This window comes from Leucobacter coleopterorum, from assembly GCF_011382985.1.
GTDB classification, from domain to species: Bacteria; Actinomycetota; Actinomycetes; order Actinomycetales; family Microbacteriaceae; genus Leucobacter; species Leucobacter coleopterorum.
The window spans coordinates 1,428,005-1,450,656 of the sequence record NZ_CP049933.1 but is presented as its reverse complement, the minus strand read 5'-3'; the positions used below and the strand labels follow the sequence as shown (position 1 = coordinate 1,450,656).

Annotated in this window: 19 protein-coding genes and 2 pseudogenes; 8 read left to right on the top strand and 13 right to left on the bottom strand. The window is 60.4% G+C overall.

Annotated elements, in window-relative coordinates; translation table 11 throughout:
* Positions 1-4 precede the first annotated feature (4 nt).
* Both gltB and G7066_RS06725 read right to left on the bottom strand, forming a co-directional pair.
* Positions 5-4,634: pseudogene (gene gltB, locus G7066_RS06730) on the bottom strand (glutamate synthase large subunit).
* Positions 4,635-4,862: 228 nt separating this feature from the next.
* A complete protein-coding gene (locus tag G7066_RS06725) occupies positions 4,863-5,630 on the bottom strand; it encodes an SDR family oxidoreductase (RefSeq protein WP_166329955.1) in 768 nt (255 codons plus the stop codon).
* Positions 5,631-6,047: 417 nt separating this feature from the next.
* On the opposite strand from G7066_RS06725, the gene G7066_RS06720 reads away from it, so the two are divergent.
* Together G7066_RS06720 and G7066_RS06715 are read left to right on the top strand one after the other, a co-directional pair.
* The gene (locus G7066_RS06720; protein ID WP_166329953.1) at positions 6,048-6,410 is read left to right on the top strand and encodes an RNA polymerase-binding protein RbpA; all 363 of its coding nucleotides are present in this window, start codon (positions 6,048-6,050) and stop codon (positions 6,408-6,410) included.
* A gap of 29 nt (positions 6,411-6,439) precedes the next feature.
* Positions 6,440-7,066, top strand: a complete 627-nt coding sequence (locus G7066_RS06715; protein WP_166329951.1) for a dihydrofolate reductase family protein — start codon at positions 6,440-6,442, stop codon at positions 7,064-7,066.
* Here the strand turns inward: G7066_RS06715 and G7066_RS06710 are convergent.
* Positions 7,063-7,731 (bottom strand): TetR/AcrR family transcriptional regulator, encoded by a 669-nt coding sequence (locus G7066_RS06710; RefSeq protein WP_166329949.1) that lies wholly within the window; start codon positions 7,729-7,731, stop codon positions 7,063-7,065. The genes G7066_RS06715 and G7066_RS06710 overlap by 4 nt on opposite strands.
* 257 nt (positions 7,732-7,988) lie before the next feature.
* Here G7066_RS06710 and G7066_RS06705 point away from each other — a divergent pair, with 257 nt between their 5' ends.
* From G7066_RS06705 to G7066_RS06690, 5 genes are all read left to right on the top strand, one after another.
* Positions 7,989-9,053, top strand: coding sequence for an ABC transporter ATP-binding protein (locus G7066_RS06705; RefSeq protein WP_166329947.1), 1,065 nt, complete (start codon positions 7,989-7,991; stop codon positions 9,051-9,053).
* A complete protein-coding gene (locus G7066_RS06700; protein ID WP_166329945.1) occupies positions 9,050-10,027 on the top strand; it encodes an ABC transporter permease in 978 nt (325 codons plus the stop codon). Before G7066_RS06705 ends, G7066_RS06700 begins: the two co-directional genes overlap by 4 nt.
* Positions 10,024-10,761, top strand: a complete 738-nt coding sequence (locus tag G7066_RS06695; RefSeq protein ID WP_166329943.1) for an ABC transporter permease — start codon at positions 10,024-10,026, stop codon at positions 10,759-10,761. Before G7066_RS06700 ends, G7066_RS06695 begins: the two co-directional genes overlap by 4 nt.
* A 111-nt stretch (positions 10,762-10,872) precedes the next feature.
* On the top strand, positions 10,873-11,220 hold the full coding sequence (locus G7066_RS15920) for a hypothetical protein (protein WP_244303343.1): 348 nt from the start codon (positions 10,873-10,875) through the stop codon (positions 11,218-11,220).
* Positions 11,103-11,990 (top strand): extracellular solute-binding protein, encoded by an 888-nt coding sequence (locus tag G7066_RS06690; RefSeq protein WP_244303381.1) that lies wholly within the window; start codon positions 11,103-11,105, stop codon positions 11,988-11,990. Before G7066_RS15920 ends, G7066_RS06690 begins: the two co-directional genes overlap by 118 nt.
* On the opposite strand, the gene G7066_RS06685 is transcribed toward G7066_RS06690, so the two are convergent.
* The 10 genes and pseudogenes from G7066_RS06685 to G7066_RS06650 all read right to left on the bottom strand — a co-directional run bounded on the left by G7066_RS06685 (position 11,987) and on the right by G7066_RS06650 (position 21,535).
* Positions 11,987-12,535, bottom strand: a complete 549-nt coding sequence (locus tag G7066_RS06685) for a nitrilase-related carbon-nitrogen hydrolase (RefSeq protein ID WP_244303380.1) — start codon at positions 12,533-12,535, stop codon at positions 11,987-11,989. The two genes, G7066_RS06690 and G7066_RS06685, sit on opposite strands and share 4 nt — an antisense overlap.
* Positions 12,433-13,599, bottom strand: coding sequence for an apolipoprotein N-acyltransferase (locus G7066_RS15915; RefSeq protein ID WP_244303342.1), 1,167 nt, complete (start codon positions 13,597-13,599; stop codon positions 12,433-12,435). The genes G7066_RS06685 and G7066_RS15915 overlap by 103 nt, the downstream gene beginning before the upstream one ends.
* Positions 13,599-15,945: pseudogene (locus G7066_RS06680) on the bottom strand (DEAD/DEAH box helicase). Before G7066_RS06680 ends, G7066_RS15915 begins: the two are co-directional and overlap by 1 nt.
* Positions 15,942-16,760: a twin-arginine translocase subunit TatC gene (gene tatC, locus G7066_RS06675; RefSeq protein ID WP_244303341.1), complete on the bottom strand. Its 819-nt coding sequence runs from the start codon at positions 16,758-16,760 to the stop codon at positions 15,942-15,944. Before tatC ends, G7066_RS06680 begins: the two are co-directional and overlap by 4 nt.
* A gap of 36 nt (positions 16,761-16,796) precedes the next feature.
* Entirely contained in the window at positions 16,797-17,771 is a 975-nt protein-coding gene (locus G7066_RS06670) for a helix-turn-helix transcriptional regulator (RefSeq protein ID WP_166329939.1), read from the bottom strand.
* Positions 17,764-18,798: a helix-turn-helix transcriptional regulator gene (locus G7066_RS06665; RefSeq protein ID WP_166329937.1), complete on the bottom strand. Its 1,035-nt coding sequence runs from the start codon at positions 18,796-18,798 to the stop codon at positions 17,764-17,766. Before G7066_RS06665 ends, G7066_RS06670 begins: the two co-directional genes overlap by 8 nt.
* 3 nt (positions 18,799-18,801) lie before the next feature.
* Positions 18,802-19,041, bottom strand: coding sequence for a hypothetical protein (locus G7066_RS15910; RefSeq protein WP_244303340.1), 240 nt, complete (start codon positions 19,039-19,041; stop codon positions 18,802-18,804).
* The gene (locus G7066_RS06660) at positions 19,041-19,733 is read right to left on the bottom strand and encodes a hypothetical protein (RefSeq protein WP_244303339.1); all 693 of its coding nucleotides are present in this window, start codon (positions 19,731-19,733) and stop codon (positions 19,041-19,043) included. The genes G7066_RS15910 and G7066_RS06660 overlap by 1 nt, the downstream gene beginning before the upstream one ends.
* Before the next feature lie 64 nt (positions 19,734-19,797).
* Complete coding sequence (locus tag G7066_RS06655) at positions 19,798-20,838, bottom strand: tRNA (adenine-N1)-methyltransferase (protein WP_166331950.1); 1,041 nt, start codon at positions 20,836-20,838, stop codon at positions 19,798-19,800.
* 19 nt (positions 20,839-20,857) lie between these two features.
* On the bottom strand, positions 20,858-21,535 hold the full coding sequence (locus tag G7066_RS06650; RefSeq protein ID WP_280116254.1) for an HAD family hydrolase: 678 nt from the start codon (positions 21,533-21,535) through the stop codon (positions 20,858-20,860).
* 133 nt (positions 21,536-21,668) lie between these two features.
* Between G7066_RS06650 and G7066_RS06645 the strand changes: the two genes are divergently transcribed.
* On the top strand, positions 21,669-22,649 hold the full coding sequence (locus G7066_RS06645; protein WP_244303338.1) for a proteasome assembly chaperone family protein: 981 nt from the start codon (positions 21,669-21,671) through the stop codon (positions 22,647-22,649).
* Positions 22,650-22,652: the final 3 nt, after the last annotated feature.

Below are 22,652 nucleotides of genomic sequence, written 5' to 3'. Positions count from 1 at the left end.
CGGATCAGCCATGAGTCGCCTCCAGAATCTCGGTCCATACCTGCTCGCCGTCGGGGTCGGCCCCCGCTCGTTCGCGCGCACCCGAATGTCGAGCACTCGCGAGTAATCGCGCGGAATCAAACGGGTGAAACGCGAGTACGCCCGCTCGGGATCGGCCTCAATCTCAGCCAGCAGTTCTTTTGCCAGTTGTGAATCGGTCTGCTCACTGTGTCGCTGCAGCAGCGCGAAGACTTTTTCGCGCAATGCCCGCTGTTCGGTTGCAGGCAATTTACCGGTGAGTGACTGCAGCGTCAGCGATCCCGAACCAACCTCTGCGGCGTTGATGTTCGCGGGGTCGAGGTCGAGCAGCACAGCCTCACCACCAGACATTCCCGCTCCGATGTTTCGGCCCGTTGGTCCAAGGATCAAGGCAAAACCGCCCGTGAAATACTCAAGGGCGTGATCACCTGTTCCCTCCACCACCGCGGTTGCACCCGAACCGCGCACCAAGAACCGCTCGCCAACCACACCCGCAATCCAGAGTGAACCGCTCGTTGCGCCGTAGCCGATCACATTGCCCGCGATCACGTTGCCCGCCGAGCCGTGCCCAGCACGCGGATCGGGCCTCACGACGATCTCGCCGCCCGAGAGTCCCTTACCGACGTAGTCGTTTGCGTCTCCAACAAGCCTGAGCGTGAGTCCGGGCGGAATGAACGCGCCGAGTGACTGGCCCGCCGACCCGGTGAGTGTGACATCGATTGTGCCGGGAGCGAGGCCCTCGGACCCGAAGCGCTTGGTGATCTCGTGCCCGAGCATCGTGCCAACCGCGCGATCAATGTTGCGGATTGGCAGTTGGGCGAACACAGGATCGCGCCGCTCTAGGGCGTCGGCCGCCATCGACAGCAGTTGCTGGTCGAAGTGGGTAGCCAGCTCGTGGTCTTGCTCTTGGCCGTGGCGACGCGGTTCGCTGTTGTTAAACACCGGGCCGCGCAGGATCGGCGTGAGATCCAAGCCCTCAGCTTTCCAGTGCCGAATCGCGTCGTCAATATCGAGGGCTTTGGTGTCGCCGACGGCCTCTTCCAGGGTGCGATAGCCGAGTTCGGAGAGCAATTCGCGCACTTCTTCGGCAATGAATCGGAAGAAGTTCACCACGTGCTCGGCCTGGCCGGTATAGCGCTCGCGCAACTCGGGGTTCTGGGTGGCGACTCCTACCGGGCAGGTGTCGAGGTGACAGACGCGCATCATGATGCAGCCGGAAACCACCAACGGCGCAGTGGCGAAGCCAAACTCCTCGGCACCGAGCAGCGCAGCGATCACTACATCGCGGCCGGTCTTGAGTTGGCCGTCAACCTGCAGCACCACCCGTTCGCGCAGTCCATTGAGCATGAGCGTCTGCTGCGCCTCGGCGATCCCGAGTTCCCAGGGTGATCCCGCGTGTTTCAGTGAGTTCATGGGGCTCGCGCCCGTGCCGCCGTCGTGTCCTGAAACCAGGATGACGTCGGAGAGCGCCTTCGCAACGCCCGCGGCAACTGGACCGATGCCGCTCTGGGCGACGAGCTTGGTGCTGATGCGCGCACTCGGGTTAGCTCGTTTGAGATCGAAGATAAGCTGCTTCAGATCTTCGATTGAGTAGATGTCGTGGTGCGGTGGCGGCGAAATCAATCCGACACCGGGGGTCGCGTGACGGGTGCGCGCGATCCACGGATACATTTTTGCCGGCGGCAACTGGCCACCCTCGCCCGGCTTCGCGCCCTGTGCGAGTTTGATCTGAATCTCGTCGGCATGCGTCAAATACATGCTCGTCACACCGAAGCGGCCCGAGGCGACCTGTTTGATCGCGCTGCGGCGCTCGGGGTCGAGCAAGCGTTCTTCTTCTTCACCGCCCTCGCCCGTGTTTGACTTGCCGCCGAGCCGATTCATGGCGATAGCGAGCGTCTGGTGCGCTTCGAGTGAGATCGAACCGTAACTCATGGCACCCGTGGCGAAGCGCTTCACGATGGCGTCCACCGGTTCCACCTCATCAAGCGGCACTGGTGGCCGCTGGGGAACAAACTTCATGAGGCCACGAAGGGTCATGAGACGCTCTTGCTGCTCGTTCACGCGTGCGGTGTATTCGGTGAAGATCTCGCGACGTGCGGTGCGAGTGGCGTGCTGCAGTTTGTAGATCGTCTCAGGGTCGAAGAGGTGCGGCTCTTCGCCGCGGCGCCAGCGATACTCGCCGCCTGTTTCGAGGCGCTTGTGCGCGAGGGTCGCTGGATCGTCGGGGTACGCGGCCCGGTGCCGCGCGGCAACCTCGGTCGCGATCACGTCGAGGCCCACTCCGCCGAGGCGTGAGGTCGTGCCGGTGAAGTAGCGGTCCACCACATCTTGGGCAAGCCCGATCGTTTCAAAGGTCTGGGCGCCACAGTACGAAGCCACGGTCGAAATGCCCATTTTGCTCATTACCTTGAGCATGCCCTTGCCGAGTGCCTTGATCAGCTTTGCGACGGCGTCTTCGGCGGTGACGCCGGTGATCGAGCCGTCGCGCACGAGCAGTTCTGCTGTCTCCATCGCCAGGTACGGGTTCACCGCGGCGGCACCGTAGCCGATGAGTGCGGCCACGTGGTGCACCTCACGCACGTCGCCAGCCTCCACGATCAGAGCGACACGCATGCGCTGACCCTCACGAATCAGGTGGTGGTGCACCGCCGAGACCGCGAGTAGCGACGGCACTGGCGCGAGATCTTTGTTGGAGTCGCGGTCCGACAGGATCACAAACTCTGCACCGGCCTCGATGGCGGCGCTGGCCTCCCAGCACATTGCTTCAAGGCGATCCGCGAGGCCCTTAGCGGCAAAATCAACTGGATACAGCCCACGAATAGTCACCGCACGCTCGCGCTCGGGTCCTCACCGAAGTGTTGAATTCTGGCCAGTGCGTCGTTGTTGATGACCGGAAAGTCGAGGATCACCTGGCGGGCGTGATCCGCCGACGCCGTGAGTAGGTTCGCCTGGGGTCCGATGCCCGTGAGCAGGCTCGTGACAAGTTCTTCACGCAGCGCGTCGAGTGGTGGGTTCGTCACCTGGGCGAACTGCTGCACGAAGTAGTCGAAGACGAGTCGCGGGCGATCCGAAAGCACGGCAATTGGGGTGTCTGTGCCCATAGCCGCGAGCGGCTCGATGCCGTCGCGCGCCATCGGGGTGATAAGCAGGCGCAGTTCTTCTTCGGTGTACCCGAAGGTGCGTTGACGACGGCTGGTCGAGGCGGGCGGATGCACCAGGTGCTCGCGCTCCGGCAGATCGCCGAGGCGGATCCGCCCCTCTCGCAGCCACACACCCCACGGCGCAAGCTGCGACAGCTCAGTTTTCACCTCGTCATCATGGCGCACATTGCCCGTCACAAGATCAACGGCGAGCATACGCCCCGGCTGCAGTCGGCCACGCTGCGTCACGCGCTCCGGTGCAATATCGAGCACACCTGTTTCGCTCGCAATCACCATGAGGCCGTCCGAAGTCGTGAGGTAACGACCGGGGCGCAGCCCGTTGCGGTCGAGCAGTGCGACGAGTTCATTGCCGTCGGTGGCAATCATCGCCGCGGGACCGTCCCACGGCTCCATGACCAGCGAATGATACTCGAGAAAGTCAACAAGCTCGGGATGCAGGCCGGTTTCTGATTCCCACGCCTCGGGCACCATCATTGCGAGCGCGTGCGGCAGCGAACGACCGGCCATGACGAGCAACTCGAGCACCTCATCAAAACTCGCGGAGTCGCTGCCGCCATCGGAACAGATTGGCTGCAGCGGGCGCAGATCTCCCAGCAGCTCAGACTTAAGCTGAGCTTCGCGAGCGCGCATCCAATTGCGATTACCTCGCACCGTGTTAATCTCGCCGTTGTGCGCCACCATGCGGAGCGGTTGGGCAAGGTGCCAGGACGGGAACGTGTTTGTGGAATAACGAGAGTGCACAATCGCGAAGCGTGAGGTGAAGCGCTCGTCAGAGAGCTCTTCGTAGAAACCGGGCAATTGCAGCGTGGTAACCATGCCCTTGTAAACAATCGTGCGGGCTGAGAGCGACGGCAGGTAACACCCGGTCTCGAGCTGAACACGCTTGCGAGTGCGATACGCACGGCGCTCGAGCTGAACCGGCGTGATTTGCGCTGTGTCAATGGGATCGTTGTTACGCGGCGCAAGAATGACCTGCTCAATGACTGGGCTTGCCGCACGTGCGCTTTCGCCGAGCACCTCCGGTCGCACCGCAACGGGTCGCCAAGCAAGCACCTCAAGACCCTCTTCCGAGGCGATAGCGGCGATGCGATACTTTGTGGCTTTGCGCTCGGTTGAGGCCTGCGGCAAGAATACGAGGCCAGCGGCATAATTTCCTGGCGAGGGCAACCTCAATTTGGGTTGCCGCGCATGAAGCTCTTCTCGAATGAGCTGATCCGGCAAATCACTCAGGATCCCAGCACCATCACCGGTGCCAGCGTCTGATCCGACGGCACCGCGGTGCTCAAGGTTCCCAAGTGCCTCAAGAGCGAGGGCAATGATCTCGTGCGAGGGCTCACCCTTAAGCGACACAACAGAGGCAAGACCGCAGGCGTCTTTCTCGCTGGCCGGATCGTATAGACCTATGGCGCGCGGAAAATCTGGATTGCTGTTTCGGCTCGATTGATGCTCGCTCATCGACGCCCTTTCTCTCGACGGGACGTCGGTGGCCCCGCTCAGGGCCTTGAGTTTACCACTCGTTTATTCGGTGGAAACAATCGATAGCTCTGCTTTATGCAGAGAATATGGCGATTTCGGGAACCAGTTCGCAGTTTATGCGGCAATAATGAGGTTTGACCGCAGGGCACTGGCCCCCGAAACAAGCCCGAAACACTCAGTTTGCAGGACTGAAACCGTCCGAGTTGGCTAGCTTTCTTCGCCAAAGCTGGAGGTATCACCAATCAGACGAGTATTGTCGGCGGGCACCGGTTCAACGGCGGCCCGCGCAACCTCTGCAGCGAACTCAGAAACATTGTAGAGCTTTCCAGCAGACTCGCGACGCTCAGCAATCGCGCCCGGATTAGCGCGCTCAAGCAGCGTAGCCGTAACGGTGCCCTCGATCATGTCGCCCGACACCACAACAAACTCGATGCCACGCGCAGCAAGTTCTGGGATCCTTGCCCGCAGCGCGTCTTCGCCAGCCCTCTTGGAGCGAGCAACGGGCTCATACTCTGGCATAGTCGGAGTTGTGCGAATGAAGTGAGCTTGGTGGCTCGTCACAAAAACCACACGCGCACCATCCGCGAGCAGCGGCAGCGCGGCATCGAGCACCGCGAGCTGGGCATCACGATTGAGCTTCAGAGCATAATCCTCACCCATGCCACTTTCCATGCCACCGGAGGCATTGAGCACAAGAATGTCGAGGCCACCAAAATCCTCGCGAATCGCAGACATCATCGCCGCAAGCGAGTCGGAATCAGTCAGATCAGCGCCCTGCACCAGCGCACGAACACCGAGCTCCCGCAACTGCGCAGCAAGCTTCTCGGCGCGTGGAGCCTTGTTGCGGAAGTTCACAACCACGTCGGCACCCGCCTCAGCAAACATACGCACGGTGTCAGCGCCAATTCCACGCGACGAACCAGTAACAAGGGCGCGGCGACCTGCGAGGCTGCCCGATTCGAGTGTTTGAGTCACAAAAGCTCCTAGTGATATTGAGGTTCAACACTCCAAGCGTAGTAGACAGCACATGCGCAGCACTCGAGCAAGTCACCCAAGATTCACTCCCAGCGGTGTCACTTTTCAACACCACAAGGGTGATGTGCATATATCCGAGATTTCTTGTCGGATTCGACTTAATGACGCACATGGCAACACGGTGGTGAGCAAGCAACGGTAGAGGTAACGGCGCACACAAGCCACGGCGACATCACAATCCGCCGATCCACCCCAATAGCCGCCTAACTGGGAACGACCGGCCCCTTTATCAGAACTCTCTCACCGTTGGAAGGGTACCAACGATCTCGGCAAGAGAGTACGCTTCAGATTAAGGAGTGAGGGCGCATCCGCCATCGGAATCGCCCAGCTGTGGAGAACACCGGCGAGGAGGGGCACATGGCTGACAGAACGCTTCGCGGCACGCGCATTGGCGCGACAAGCTTGCAAGGAGAAGAGGGAGTCGAGCTCTCTCCGAGACGCGCCGTCGAGTACCTCACCGATCGAGGTCGCGCTTTCACCGTCATGTTTGACGCCGACGCTGAACCTCCCGTTGAGTGGGTGGATCAGCGAAGTGGCGAGGTCGGTTTTCTCGACGACGAAGCGGGGCGAACGGCACGCACCGAATTCGAAGAGAAGGAAGCATCCCAGCGAACCCCGTGGGACATGCTGATTGAACGTCGCAGCCGTGAAGAACTCGAAGAACTGTTGGAAGAGCGACTTCAATTGCTTCGCGCACGGCGCGGTGGCGGCGCGGATTAATTTCGTAGGCCAGCAAGCACGGAGCCATCATGGGACGCATACACATCGATCTGTTTACCACCCTCGACGGCGTCGCGCAGGCGCCCGGTGGGCCAGAAGAAGATCCATCGGACGATTTTCAGTTTGGCGGTTGGCAAGCTCCTCTTATCGACGAGGTCGTTGGCCAGCAGGTGCAAGACGGCATCAATAGCATGGATGCCCTCTTGCTTGGTCGCAAGACCTACGACATTTTTGCCTCGTATTGGCCGCACCAAGAGGGCGGTACGGATGACAGCATTGCTAGACGATTCAATCGGGTTCCGAAGTACGTTGCCTCGCGCCAAACTCTTCACCTTGAGTGGCCCGGATCCTCACTTCTCGGCCCAAATTTGCCGGAGGCCATCGCAGAACTCAGGGAGCGACACGACGAAGTTCACGTCATCGGCAGCCTCGACTTTGTGCAATCCCTTCTCGAAGAAAGCCTTTACGACCGTCTGACACTCTGGGTGTACCCGATCCTGCTCGGCCCCGGAAAACGGGTGTTCGCGGAGGGTTCAGTTCCTACGTCCCTCAAGCTGTTAGAGCCGGTTGTTGTTTCTCCGAGCGGGGCAGTCATGCAGCGCTATGAACGGCTCGAAGGAAGACCCCTCACCGGCGACATGGGCGCGCGCGACTAGCGAATCTCGTTCAGTTCCAAACGAAACATCTCTATGTAGCGCCGCAGCAGGCTGAGGTAACTCGCCTCCGCGATATCCGTCTGGTCGGTGCGATCCCGCGTGATCTCAGCGAGCAGCGGTGCACCGAGCCCGGCTGCAAGCGCCGAATCGAGCATCAGGTCTTCGGCGTTCCACTCGAACGCAAACCCGAGCGCGAGGTGTTCGATGCCGAGTAGCGCTTCAAAAGCGCGCGATCCCTCCCAGCCGTCGCGGTGCAGCGTCTGCAAAAACGTCTCGTACATCTGGAGGGTCGCGGCGTCGCGCACGGGAGTGGTGCTGAGCACCTGAATGACGTTGGGGTGGTTTGTGAAGGCTCGGTAATACGCAATGCCAAACCGGTGCATCGCTTCAGACCATGGCAGGTCCACGATGGCAGGGTCGTGGATCTCTCTCACCACCAACTCTCGCACCAGATCAACGATCTCTTGTTGCCCACTGACGTAGTGATAGAGCGAGGGCGCGCGAACACCCAGGCGCCGCGCGAGCGCCGCCATCGTGCACGCGCTCCACCCGCACTCGTCAATAATGTCGAGCGCGGCCTGCGCAATATCTGCCTCGGTGAGCGGTGGTCGGCTCGGTCGTCCCGGCTTGCGTGGCTGCGACTCCGGACTTCGCGGTGCGCTCATCTTTGAGGCCCCTCTCGAGTGTTGGGGATCATATCCGTAATGTTTCAGCTTGGTAAAGGCTTGAATCAAACCTTGCGGAAGAAATCTACGGCCATTAGCTTTATCAAAACACGTCGGCTTGCACAGGCGCAAGCTGCTAGCGAGAGAGTTGGCGACGCTATGACAACGCCCATCCCGACCATCAGCGGGTTCGACCGTATTGCCCCAGAAGACTCCCCTCCCGAGAACTTACGATTTCACACGCGCGTAAGTCATTCATGACTCCAGAAAAAGTGGAACTCAACGCGATCGACGACGTTTCGTTCTCGATTAAACAGGGTGAGTTCTTTGTGATGCTTGGGCCTTCAGGCTGCGGGAAAACCACACTGCTTCGCAGTATTGCGGGGCTTGAGACACTTGACGAGGGTCAGATCTTGCTCGGCAGTCGCAGGATCGACCAACTCGCCCCACACGATAGGCCCGTCAACACGGTGTTTCAGTCGTACGCGCTCTTCCCGCACCTCACGATCTCTGAAAACATCGCGTTTGGACTGCAGATGGAGCGCAAACCGAAGAGTGAGATTCGTGATCGTGTGCAAGAGATGCTGGAGCTCGTACAGCTCTCGCAGATGGCGAACCGCAAGCCCGACCAGCTCTCCGGGGGTCAACAGCAGCGCGTGGCGCTCGCTCGGGCTTTGGCCAAGCAGCCAGAGGTACTGCTGCTTGACGAGCCCCTCGCGGCCCTCGACCTCAAACTGCGCCGCGGCATGCAGAGCGAGCTCAAGCGCTTGCAGCGCACAACAGGCATCACCTTTGTGTTTGTCACCCACGATCAGGAAGAGGCCCTGAGCATGGGCGACCGGATCGCGGTGTTTAATCAGGGTCGACCCGAGCAGATTGGCACCCCCGAAGAGATCTACGAAAAGCCGGTGAGTCGCTTCGTCGCCGACTTCATTGGAGAAACTAACTTCGTCAAGACCCCGGCAACCAGGGTCGATGTCGACGGTGATGACCTCATCCAGGTACAGCTGCCGGGTGGTGAGCCCGTGGTCTTGCCGAAATCGGTGCCGACCCCCGATGGCACAGTGACCGTTACGATTCGGCCTGAGCGAATCAGCCTTTCCGCTGGCGGACACCGCTTTGCGAGCGGCACCATTTCGAAGCTGGTCTACATGGGCACGGACCTGCGCTGCACAGTGGCACTCGACGACGGCACCGAGATGAGCGTTCGGATCCCACCGCCGTTCCACGACGATCTTCGTCCTGAGGCGCGTGTCTCACTGTATGCAGAGCCGACCGCGCTGCGGCCGCTCACATCGGAACCCGCCGAGGTGCGGTCATGAGCGTGCAGGCGCCAGAGCGAGCGCAGGATCCTGCCAGCCAGACGGCACCCACAACAACAGCGAAACCAAACAGACTGCGCACCCCATGCCGACCCGGCCAACTGGGGTGGCTCGCGAGCACACCGGCGATCATCATCGGCCTGTTATTCACGGTCGGCCCGCTCGTCATTATCGTGCTGTTTTCCTTTATGTCACGGCCCCCGCAGGGTGGCGGTGTCGTCTACGACTTCACGCTCGATCCCTACATCAGTTTTCTCTTTCAGAGCGACTTCGTCGGCAACACCACCTTCGACCCGCGTTATCTGCGGGTGTTCGGAGACTCACTCTGGCAGGCCCTGGTCACCACGGCAGTCTGTCTGTTACTCTCGTTTCCGCTCGCATTGTGGATGGCCACACGCTCCGCAAAACTGCAAAACTTTCTTGTGTTGATCGTGACGATCCCGTTCTGGACAAACCTGCTCGTGCGCACCTACGCCTGGATGCTGATCCTCAACGACAACGGGATCGTCAACAACGCCTCGTCGGCTCTCGGTTTCGGCAAGATGGAGTTGCTTTACACGCCCTTCGCGTCACAGCTCGGCCTGATCTACACGTTCCTGCCGTTTATGGTGCTGCCGATCTATGCATCACTCGCGGGCTTCGACTTCCGGCTCGCTGAAGCTGCGTATGACCTCGGTGCGCGCAAGTGGACTGTCATTCGCCGCATCATCTTGCCTATTGCGACGCCCGGCATTATTTCGGGGGTGCTGCTCGTGTTTATGCCAGCATTTGGCTCTTACGTGCAGCCCGTGTTGCTCGGTGGCGGCAAGGTGCTGCTCATCGGTAACCTCATCGCTTCGCAGTTCGGGGATGCGCGCAACTGGCCGTTTGGTGCGGCACTCTCCGTCATTATTCTCGTCATGCTGATGATCGCACTCATGGCGATCGCGTTCTACTCCCGAAAGTCGGGACGAAAGGTGGAGATCTCGCTATGACCTACACCGATGCAACTAAGCCCGTCGACACCATCACTCGGCGAGACCGCAGGCCTTCACGCGCGCTGCGCCTGCGAGACTTTCCGGGTGTTGCTCCGATCTCAATTTTTGCGCTCGTCTTTCTCTACGTTCCCATCATCATTACGACAATCTACGCGTTCAACGATGGATCCTCTGCCCTGGTGTGGAAGGGGTTCAGTTTGCGTTGGTTCGGAGAGGTCGCGCAGAACTCGAACCTGATGAGTTCGGTCTGGGTGTCACTGCAGATCGCGGTGGTCGCCACCGTCGTCGCCACGATCTTCTCGATCCTGTTTGCCCTGTCGGTCGAACGGCTACGCAGGCAGGGCAGTGCAATCGCCACCGCGATCCTGACCGCTCCACTTGTGATCCCAGAGATTGTGCTCGCGGTTGCAACGCTCGGATTCATTCGTATGATCGGTTTGCAGCCCGGTATGTTCGCCCTGATTCTCGCCCACACGTCATTCTGCATTCCGTTTGCTCTCATGCCAATTCGGGCGCGACTGAAAGGCCTCGGAAACACCTACTTCGAGGCCGCGACAGACCTGGGAGCTACAAACCTGCAGGTGTTCCGCAGGGTCACACTGCCGTTGCTCGTACCGGGAATCATCTCGGGCGCGATCCTCGCGTTTGTGATCTCACTCGACGACTTCATCATCTCGAATTTCCTCTCGGCCGCGGGGCGACCCCGCTGCCGGTGTTCCTGTTCAGTTTGATTCGACGAGGCGCGAGCCCAGCAGTCAACGTGGTGGCAACCATGCTGCTTGTGCTGGCAATCGTCGTTACCACCATCACGTTCCTGCAGTCTCAACGAAGGAGTAATAAACATGCGTAATTCACTGCGAAAATCACGGGTCATTTCGGCATTCGCCATCGGCGCGGTTGGCGCTCTCGCGCTCACCTCGTGTGGAGGTGGGGTCAGCGATAGCGGCAGCAGCGACAGCGGAAACAAGGCCTCGTCAACGTACGTCGAGGCAACGAGCGGCGAACTGAACCTTTACACCTGGAGCGACTACTTTCCCGACGAGCTCGTAAAGAAATTCACAAAAGACACGGGATCAAGCTCAACGTCGACTACTTCGACAGCAACGAAAACCTTGAGGCCAAACTTCGCGCCTCTGACGGCGCGGGGTACGACGTGGTGGTGCCGAGCGACTACATGGTTGAGATTCTGAAGAACGACGGCCTGCTGATGAAGTTCGATGCTTCGACCTTACCCAACGGCGGCAACATTAAGGATGACTTCCTCGATGTCTATTTCGACGAGGGCCGCCAGTATTCAACCCCATATCTCTACGGCACAACCTCGTTCGCTTATGACAAGGACGTGATCAAAGAAGACCTCACCTCTTGGAACGACTACTTCAATCCACCCGCCTCTGCGGGCAAGGTCGGTACGATGAACGACCAGGTGGAGGTTGTGAACTCCGCGCTTCGTGCCACGGGCGGTGAGTTCTGCACCACCGACGGTACCGAGTTGCAGGCGGCACAGGATCTACTCACCGCGTTCAAACCACACGTCGGCACGATCAACAGCGACGCGATCCTTGAGCGTCTCGCAAACGGCGAGCAGTCGATGGCGATGATCTGGAACGGTGCTGCACACCGCGCGATGCAAGAGAAGCCGTCACTCACCTACGTGTACCCGAAGGAGGGCATCGCGCTGTGGCAGGACAACTTCACGATCCCGTCGGGCGCCAAGAACGTCGACCAGGCCAAGACCTTCCTGAACTGGATGCTTGATCCCAAGAACATGGCCGTGGCCGTAAACTTCCAGGCTTACGCTTCGGGTGTGAAGGGCACCGACGAACTGATGTCGCCGGAGCTCGCAAAGAGCGAAGCTATCGTGATTCCGAAGGGCTACGATCTCGCGAAGCCGGTGAAGCCCTGCAGCAACGAGGAACTCACCAACTACACGAATATCTTCGAGACCTTCAAGGGTTAATCGGAAGCGATACGTGGGCGTCGCAGCAGAACTGCGACGCCCACTCCTGTTCCAGCCGCACCGCAGAGAACCCAAAGCGCTGCGAAAACGGCACCAAATCGAAGCGCGGGGGTCTCTCCCGACACAAGCGGCAGCTCTGCGACCATTGCATCGGCAGTGAAGGGTGTCAGCTGCGCGAGATCGGTACCGTCGGGCGCGACAATAGCGCTTGTGCCGACCGTTGAGATATTCACGAGAGCTCGACCCGTTTCGATCGCACGCATGCGAGCGATCGCAAGCTGCTGGGCGCTCTCGTCGGTGCGTCCAAAGTCAGCGTTGTTTGTCTGCGCAAAAACCACCTCGGCCTCATCACCCACAAGCTCAACCGCTTGCTGATCAAAGATGATGTCGAAACAAATCGCGATGCCCACACGCACAGGCCCGGCATCGGTCGCCACGTCAATCACAGGTGAACGTGTGCCGGGACATACTCCAACTGCACCAAGTCCACCAGGTCTGGTGCGAGCGCGTGGAAAAAGTCGCGGTTCGGCATGTACTCGGCAAATGGTACCGGGTAGTTTTTGTCGTAGCGCCCTGGCTCCTCGCCGGCGCTCCCCCACACTAACGTGCTGTTGGTGTAGGTGCCGTCATCGTTCGGCATCACCGAACCGAGCACGATGGGAGCGTTTGCGCGATCCGCGAGTTCTTCGATCTGGAACCGTCCGATACGGTTGCCCGCAAAATTAAACTCGGCACTGTTTTCGGGCCACACAATGAGGTCAACCGACTCCCCCTTGGCTTCCAGATTGTCGAGCAGAGCTTTCGTCGCTTTGATGTGGTCGTTCAGCACCGCCCCGGATTCGCGGTCATCAAAAATGCCCGACTTGGAATTGCCCTGAACGGCAGCAACCCGCAGAGTGCCCTTGGACTCGAGCGAGGCAGCGGGAACCAGTGCCAGCAGCAGGAGCAGGGCCAGCGAGGCACCAGCGGCTACGAACGGCACAGGATCGCGGAACGCATCCAGCGCCGAGTCACGCCAGGCCCGGCTCACAAACCATACGGCGACCGGCACAGCGCAGGCGAGTGCGATGAGACCGCTCAAGCCCGCGAACCCCACCCACGAGACGGACTGCGCGAGAGGTCCATCGGCCTGAGTGTGCACCAGTCTTCCCCAGGGGAATCCACCGTACGGCACTGATCCCTGCACCTGCTCGCGCGCAACCCACAACCCTGCGACGGCAAACGCTTGAGCCACGGCGAGCAGCAGGGGCCTATGCCCAAACCACTTAAGGCTGGCAATGCCGCGTGTTGTGACCGCCGTGAGCAGACCAAACAACCCAAACCAGATAATCATGAGGCCACAGAGCCCCAGCCACGGCACGGGCCCCAGATACAGCGTCAGCCACGAGATATGCGGCAGCCAGAAAGCAGCCCCCGCAACGGCCCCAATAAGTGCGCCTCGCCACACTCGTTGCTGCCACAGGGCGATTAGGATCGCCAGAACTCCTGGAAACACGGCCCACCACCAGCCGAGTGACGGCGTCGCGGCATCGAGCAGCAGGCCACCAGCGATAGCGAGTAGCAGCGCCCTCCAGAGAGACGTGCGCAGCAGCAAGTCTGACTTACCCATCAGCTTGAACTTGAAGCTTCCACGATGCCACGCCGCACGCTGCGTTTTGCCTCACGTGCGAGTTGTGCAAGGTCGCTGAGCCGATCCTCGTCGAGTTGCGCAAGCACCGCCGCTTCACAGGCCTGAGCAATCTGATCGAGCAGGTCAATGGTCTGTTTCGACCAGCGCACAAAGTCACCTGCCCCAATGCCAGTGTCTTCGAGCAGCCGCTCAATTGAGATTCCTCGAGACCAGGCATGCATGGTTGAGGCGAGCCCGGCATGAGGCATCTCGGTTCGAGGTAGGCGGTAGCGCTCAGCCAGGTCGTCAAGCAGTACCCAGGTGTCAAGCACACGGTCGTGGGCTGCAGCAAAGGCCGCCCCACCGGGCAAACGAGGCTCGATATCGTCGTCGCGACGTGGCTCATAGCTGAGCACACAGCACATTGCGGCAAGACCTGCGGCGTCGAGCCCGCGGAACGCATCATGGCGCAAGCACTCCGCGACGAGCAAGTCCCGATCTCCGTAGATTCGACGCAGCAATTCTCCCCAGAGTGTTACCTCGGGCTCGCCCTCGACGCTCTCAAGGTACTCAAGCTGCAGCAGTTCTTCCACGACCCGCTCGAAGGTTCGCGCGATGGTGCCAGTGCGCGAAGCGATCTGCCGCCGACCGCGCTCGACCTTACGACGCAGCTTGCGCGCGCGATCCTCCCAACGCTTGCGGTCAGATCCGTGCGCGCGCGCCGCTGCCGCGTCGTAGCTTGCAAGCGACTCTTGTTCCGCGCGCAGCTCGCGGGCATGATCGACCACCGCACGATCTGTCTGAAACTGCGCGAACGAGAGCTCCAGCGTGTCGCGCGCAACCTCAAGGTTCATGCGCTGCAGTAAGTTCACGGTCATGTTTGCCGTGGGGCGGAAGCTTGATTTCACTGGGAAGGATCGTGCGCCCGCCAGGTGGGCTAGCGACTCGAGTTCGACCCCGTCGTTCCACACCACGATGGCGTGCCCCTCAGTGTCAATGCCACGACGCCCAGCGCGCCCGGTGAGCTGCGTGTACTCGCCCGAGGTGAGCGCCACACGTTCTTCGCCGTTGAACTTGTCAAGACGCTCGATCGCAACGGCACGCGCCGGCATATTGATGCCGAGTGCAAGGGTTTCGGTTGCATAGACGAGCTTCACGAGTCGGCGCTGAAACAGTTGCTCAACGACGGTTTTGAACGCAGGCAGCAGGCCTGCGTGGTGCGCAGCGATGCCACGCTCAAGGCCAGAGATCCACTCGCTCACTCCAAGCACCCGCCGCTCTTCATCGCTCATGTCTGCGACCTCAGCGAGGGCCGCCCTGCGGATCTCGTCGCGTTCTTCGCGAGTTGTCAGCCGGATACCGTCGTAGAGGCACTGTCGAACAGCTTGGTCGCAGCCGTTGCGGCTGAACACAAACACGATCGCTGGCAACAGTTCGGTTTCATCGAGGGCGCGAGCGACGTCGGCGCGCGATATTCGTTTGGTGCGCACGGGGGCACGGCCTCGACTGCGTTGATTTCGGCCCTGCTGGCCACGGCTCTGCTGCCCATGGCCCCGCTGCTGCCCACGCTCGTAGTGGTTACGTCCCTGAGCGCTGCCATACTCGCTACTGCGACCACGGCCGTTCACCTCGCGGTTTCCGGGACCACCCCTCCGCTCCAGCATGCGCAACTCGGGTTCAGTCTTCCGCGCGCCACTAATTCGCCAGCATCGCTGACATAGAGGGGCAGCAATTCCTTTGAGGTGAGGACGTGCTGATACAGCGGAACGGGGCGATGCTCAGATAGCACCACGTCGGTGTCGCCCCGCACCGCATGCATCCAGTCACCAAACTCTTCGGCGTTCGACACCGTTGCAGAGAGCGAGACCAGTCTCACCGCACGCGGCAGGTGGAGAATGATCTCTTCCCACACTGCCCCGCGAAAACGATCACCCAGATAGTGCACCTCGTCGAGCACCACAAACGCGAGGTCGTGCAGTGCCTCTGAGTCGGCGTAAATCATGTTGCGCAGCACCTCGGTCGTCATCACAACGATCGGGGCATCTCCGCGAATGTTGGTGTCGCCAGTGAGTAGGCCGACCTCGTCTTCACCGTACTCCGCGCAGAGCTCGTGGAACTTCTGGTTCGACAGGGCCTTAATCGGGGCCGTGTAGAAGATTCGTGCGTCACGCTCGCGTCGGGCGAGGTACACCGCAAACTCCGCAATCGTCGTTTTGCCTGAACCCGTGGGGCCGCGACCAGCACGCTCCGTCCTTCTTCGAGGCGCTCGCAGGCTGTGACCTGGAACGTGTCTAGTGTGTAACCGAGGCGGGCAGAGAACTGCGCGAGCGCGGGGTGGTCACTCACGCTACATCCTCGCTGTCGGTCGTCGCGAGATCGTAATCGGCGAATTCCTTGGCCCGGCGCTTATCGACCCGCTTATCGTGCAGGATGGAGATGCCAGCCGCCGCAAAGTACAGCACGATAATGGGTGCCGCCAGCAAGAACATGCTTACGAGGTCGGCCGCGGGGGTGGCGATGCCCGCGAAGAGAATAATGACGAGCAAGGCAATGCGCCAGCTCTTCAGAATCGATGCTCCTCGCAGCACGCCAATGAAGTTCAGCATCACCAAAAACACCGGCATCACGAATCCGACACCAACAACGAGAAGCAACTTGGTTGCGAAATCCAGATAGCTGCGCGCGTCAAGATAGAACGCGTCTTCCTTCGGTTGAAAACTTGCCATCAGTCGCACAATGTTCGGCATCACAATCCAGCCGGCAAAAGCCCCACCGAGAAACAGCGGCACCGCGGCACCGAGAAACGCCACGCCGTAAAGCTTCTCACGCTTCGTGAGCCCCGGGGCCACAAACGCCCAGATCTGGTAGAGCCACACCGGCGACGCAATCAGAATGGCGACGAACAGAGCAATCTGCATCTTGGTGTTGAAAGCACCCGTAATGTCGCCGTAAGCGATTATTGCGTCACGACCTTTGTCTTCAAGCTGCAGAATAGGAACACGCAGCACGTCCCAAACCCACGCTGACAGAAACCAGCCCGCGACGAGCCCCACGACAATCGCCGCGGCCGAAATGAACAGCCGTTTTCGCAGTTCAACGAGGTGTGCACCGAGGCTCATGCGCCCTTCGGTGTTGCGCTTCTTTCGCGCCTCAGTTGCCATTTGTTCAGTTTATCCCAGGGTGCCTGCGAGTCACGCTCACACGTCGTACGCGGCGAGGGCACGCGCGGTCCAGTCTCGAACCGCGGCACACGCGGCTGCGGGCGACTCAATCACAATTTGGCCGGGAGCAACCTGCACTAATTGGATGGCCGCACGCTCATGCCAGGCATCGATCGCAACGAGAACCCGATCAGCCGACAGATCCTGAACCACCTCGGGGTCGAAACCCTGAATGTGTGTCAGCAAGCGTGCAGGCAGCGAGGCAGTCACTGTAAAACTGCGCTGGTCAGGATCTGAGTCGGTTGCATGGGAAGGGGCAAGATGCGCCCGCTGCGACGCCTCGACAGGGTCGAGCAGTCGAAGCTCACTCATATGGTCGAGACGAAACGTTCGACCGGCTTCACGGTCGTGACAGTGCGCTCGCAGGTACCAAGAGCCACCGTGCTGCGATAGCTCGATCGGATCGACCGTGCGAGAGGTGTGCTCACCAGCCGCGTCACGATACTCAAACGCGAGCACTCTTTGTTGCTCGATCGCTGAAACCGCAATCGGCAGTCGCGCATCTTCGCGATCTGCGGTAACGGTAATCGCGGCAGTTCGCTCGGGATCGCCCAGCGCAGCTCCGAGTTTCTCTGCGGTTGCGCGGGCGAGATCTGCGTACTCCTGCGGCAGTACGCCTGTCAGGGCGTGCAAACCAGCTACTAATGCGGCGGTCTCCGCGGGAGCAAATCGAGGAGCGTCGTCGACGCCAACCACCCTCGTGAGGCTCACCAGATCTTCGTGTTCGAACGCATCCCAGTTGATGTCGAAGAGGTCGTCGTCTTGGTACGTAAGGGTCTCGCCAGGAACACCGGCGGTTCCGAGTATCGTCACAAGCTTACGCAAGAGCGCCGGAGAAGTTTCAAATGCCGCGGCGAGCTCGGTCACGGTTGTGGGACCGTGCTCCGCGAGGTAAGGAACAAGCGCGAGAAGTAGCATCACACGGTCAGAACTCAGAACAGCCTTATGCATGATCCGCCTCCGCGTGCGCGGCCGCTACCGCCCGGAGACGGTTGACCACAAGCGAGCGCAATTCTGGCGGCGAAAGCACCGTCACATCTGCGCCGTAACCGACAAGCTCGGCCGCGAGCACGTGCGCGTCGAGCATGCCCACAACAAGCTCGACATTCTCACCCGACTGCGGTGCTCCGACTACGCCTTGAGAGGTTGTCATTCGCGACGATAGCCGGGCCTCAGCAACGCTTCCGGCTCGCACTCGCACCGTCGCGAGTTGAGTTTCACGACGGTGCAGTAAGTCAGCAACGATGCCGTCCGCTCGCTCATGCAACTCTGGCTCAAAGGGTTCTGGTCCGACTCGCACCTCGCCCGAGATGCGAGACAGAAGGAAGACCCGATCCGCATTTCGTTGAAGGTCCCATGCGATAAGGTGCCAACGACCGTCAACCCGATGCAGTCGGAGCGGAGCGACCCTTCGCATGAGTGGGGTGTCTCGCCCCGGCATTGTGTAGTCAAAATGCGCCACGACACCGGTGTCAATTGCGCGCTGCAGAGGCGCGGCAGCGGGTTCGGCAGTGCCGAGACGTGGAGCGATCCCGAGATGCTGAACATCAAGACCGGCCCCCAGCGATTCAAGTTTCATCGCGGCCCGACGAGACTCCGCACTCAGGCTGCCCTCACTCCACGCAACCGCGGCAAGCCGCAGAAGCATGAGTTCGCGCTCGGTGAAGCGGAGGTCTTCGGGAAACTGCAGAAGCTCTTTTGAAATGCGGTACCGAGTGAGCAGGTTATTGCCCGGCTCAAGCGGAGAATCGAGCGTCTCAATCTGAATACCGAGTGACCTCAATAACTCCTTGTCGCGCTCGAACTGCCGTTCAAGGGTGGAGTTATCGCCGCCACGTCGGTAACGCTCTGAGTAGCCGTAGACCGAAGAGAGCAGAGAACTCTTCGTCAAGCCCTCGGTACTCGCTACCAGCGCGAGAACTAAACCGAAGACCCGCTGCTCGCTCGGAACAGTTGAGCGTTCGGGGGTTTTCGACACGCGTCAGCTGACTCCGAGGATATCTACGACGAGAACGCGAGCCTCTCCACCGGTGTTCTCGATAACCACGACCTGCGATCCCACTGTCTTGCCGGTGAGCTCGGTGCGGAAAGTGTTACCTGACTGGGCAATCTGATCTTCGTTGCCAAGCGCTTTAAGACCGTCCGTCCAGGTGTCAGAGAGCAGCTTCTGGGAATTGTCAGTGACGGTTGGATCCCACAGTACCTCGGTGACCTGAGCCACTATGTTCTCAGTGCTCTTGACCTTGGCACCATCGCCCTCGATGCGCACCGCGGAACGAGTACCCTCAGGAGCATTGCCCGGTGGCACAACCACCCCGGGGCGACCTTCTTCGTTTGTAACGACAGCAGGGAAGCCGTTTGGCAGTCCGTGTGTCTTGCCCTGAGCCCGAAGGGGCTCTCAGCAACAACGTCGATAACACCCACCAGAGTGGTCTTATCATCGCCACTGATCTGAGCAGCGTCCTTTGCCGAAATACCAACTACGATGCGGTCACCAACCGCAGCACAACGGACTGCCTCGCTCACGGGGTTTGACTGCTCTTTTGAGACCATCAAAAACTCGGGCCCGGCCGCCTCCCCGCTAAACGCGGGACTTGCGTATACGGGAGTGCTAGTCGTAGCGTCGTAGAGCGCCATATTCATGGAAACAAGGGTGTTCTCACCCGCAAGCTGGCTACGATCTTTCGCCTTTTCAGCGAAGGACCGTTGCGAAACCTCGATATCGATGTCCTTGGGAATCGTCACCTCGGGCAACTCACCAAAGCCGTTCTTCACCTTCACACCATCACTGAACGCACCAGGCTTTAGCTGCGCCACACAGTCGCTCGACTGATCCTGCTGCGCACTGCAAGCAGTGAGCCCCGTGAGTAGCAGCACGGCGGCAGCAGTAGCGGGAACAATTCGACGAAGCATATGCACCTCTGCAAGAGACTGTGGGTGGTTGATCCTTGCGGATCCCCCACGCGTGTGAACTCAGCTATCCTATCGAATCCTGGCTGGGATCCTGCACGCCGCGCTCCTCTGCAAACTTCCGCGCGTCTCGAACCTTCTTACGCAGAATTTTGTCGCTCTTCGGGCGCTCACCGACACTCTCTGGATCCCAGGCTGCTGCGTCACCGTTCGCGCCAAGGTCGGGAAGCCAGGTTGCCAGATCCTCGTCACTGAATTCGCTCTTTGAGGCGCGCCGCTTCAGCTCTGGCAGCACCGCGCCCGGGGCGAGCCTTCGGGCGGCAATCAGAAATCCGGTGTGAGCCACCATTCGGTGATCAGGTCGCACCGCGAGCCCCTCAACGTGCCAACCGCGCACGAGGGTCTCAGATGACTGCGGGTGAGTAAACAATCCACTCCGTTGCAGTTGCTCCGCCGTGCGCGACAGCTGGGTCACCGTTGCAACGTAACAAATCAGCACGCCGCCCGGTTTGAGGGCCGTCGCAGCAACGTCGACACACTCCCAGGGAGCGAGCATGTCGAGCACCACCCGGTCGATTGAGCCAGCCTCGCAGCGAGCGGGGAGCGCATCTTGCAGATCCCCCACCGTGATGCTCCAGTTCTCGGGAAACGAGCCCGAGAATGCGGCAACATTGCCGCGTGCGATATCCGCGAACTCTTCCCGTCGCTCGAACGAGAAAAGCTCACCGTCCGCACCCGTCGCACGAAGCAGGTGCAGCGACAGAGCGCCAGAACCAACCCCGGCTTCAACGACTCGAGATCCGGGAAAGACATCAGCGAGGGACACGATCTGCGCGGCATCCTTCGGGTACACGATCGCCGCACCTCGGGGCATCGACATCACAAAATCTGAGAGCAGCGGTCGAATCGCGAGGTATTCCTCACCGTTGCTGTTCACAACAACCGACGCATCGGGCAGCCCCACCAACTGCGCGTGCGGAATAATACCGCGGTGGCTATGAAACTCACCATCTGGAACCAGGGTGATCGTATTGATGCGCCCCTTCGGCCCAGTGAGCTTGACGCGATCACCGTAACCAAGCGGTCCGCTGGGTGAGGGCGTGTGCATTGTGTTCTCTGTCACTTACTTACTTGCTTCCGTCTGGTTGTGAACTGCGGGCGTCTCCCCGCAGCTGAGTAAATCGTTGGCTCAGGATCTTCGCGTCGACTCCCGCCAGCGTCGGCCACAGTGCGTGGCTCGGGGCCTCGACCAGGTCGATCAGGTTGGGTATACCGATTGTCACCGCCCCTGCCGCGTATGCGGCCCTCAGTCCCGTTGGTGAATCTTCAATCGCGAGACAGCGCTCGATCGGTACATCAAGCAGTGCCGCGCCGCGAAGGTAAGGATCGGGATCCGGTTTCTCTCGCTCCACCTCGTCTCCCCCAATAATCGCTGCGAACGATCCCTTTGGCAGCATGCCCACCACGGCGTCCGCGATCGACCGCACAGCCATTGTGACCAGTGCGCTTGGAATCCCTGCCGCTTGAAGCGACGCAAGTAGTTCAACGGCACCGGGCCGCCACACCGGCTCGCCGTCGAGCAAACCCGCGATCACAGCGTCTCGCCACTCAGCAATGATTTCGTCGATAGACATTGGCACACCGAGTTCTTGAAACCTTGCCGCCGCGGCGCGCAGCCCCGAACCGACCAGCCAGTGTTTTACCTCTGACGTAAGCTCGATGCCGTATCGGGCGAGCATCACGAGTTCGGCTTCGAGCCAGAGCGGCTCAGAATCGATCAGCGTGCCATCCATGTCCCACAGCACAGCCGCGGGGCAGAACTGGAAGGGGGTATGGAAGAAACTTCGCTCATTCGAGCAAGTCTATCCAGCCGCGGTCGGTATTCTAGAGAGATTCACCCGTCTCGCCGACGCAACCCCTTATGAGGAGCCCACACCAGTGACCGAATCCGATTCCCAACGCCCTCGAGTGCTCATCATGGCGTTCCAGGGATGGAGTGACGCGGGCGACGCCACGACCGAGGTGCTCCAGCATCTTGGCGGGCTCATCGACGCCGAAGTTCTCCATGTGATAGCGGCGGAAGGTTACGTCGACTTTCAGGTGCATCGCCCAAAACTGGTCTTTGACGAGGCAGGCAATAGGGTTCTTGACTGGCCAGACACCCGTCTTTTGGGAACGGTTCAGCGGCCGAGCGCGGTACTCGGAGCTGCTGCAGAGCTCGCGGCGGAGCCCGTGTCTGAGAACAACGGCACCGACGAGTCCCCTGCGGAGACGGTCCGCAGGCTCGACGGCACTCCCGTCACCGATCTTTTTTTGCTCGCCGGGGTTGAGCCCGCGCGCGACTGGCAGAACTTCGCCGACGAGGTGCTCGAACTTGTTGACGTGTGGGCGATCGACACCGTCATCATCCTTGGATCGATGTTCTCGGACGCGCCACACTCTCGCCCAATCGTCACGACGGTTTCAACGGAAAGCGCCAAGCGTCGAGCCGAGACCGGTGCCGTGCGCAGCAGCTACGAGGGGCCAGCTGGGATCGCCACGGTGATAGACCTTGCCCTCGCAGAGGCCGGAATCGCCCCCATCTCGCTCTGGGCCCAGGTGCCGCACTACGTACACAGCACGCCATCACCCAAGGTAACGCTGGCCCTGCTCGACAAGCTCGAGGAAGTGCTCGACATTGTGATCCCCCGCGGTGAACTGCTCGCGCAAGCGAACGAGTGGGAATCGAACATTAACCGGATCGCGGCGGCAGACGACGAGATGTCACGCTACATTCGCAGGTTGGAAGAGTCGCGCGACGAGGCGCTTGCTGCCGAGTCAACGGGCGATGCGATTGCGCTCGAGTTCGAGAAGTTCCTTGAAGACGACCGTGAGTCGAAGCCGAAATTCGAAGATCCGGATGAGAACCCCGAGCGTTAATCT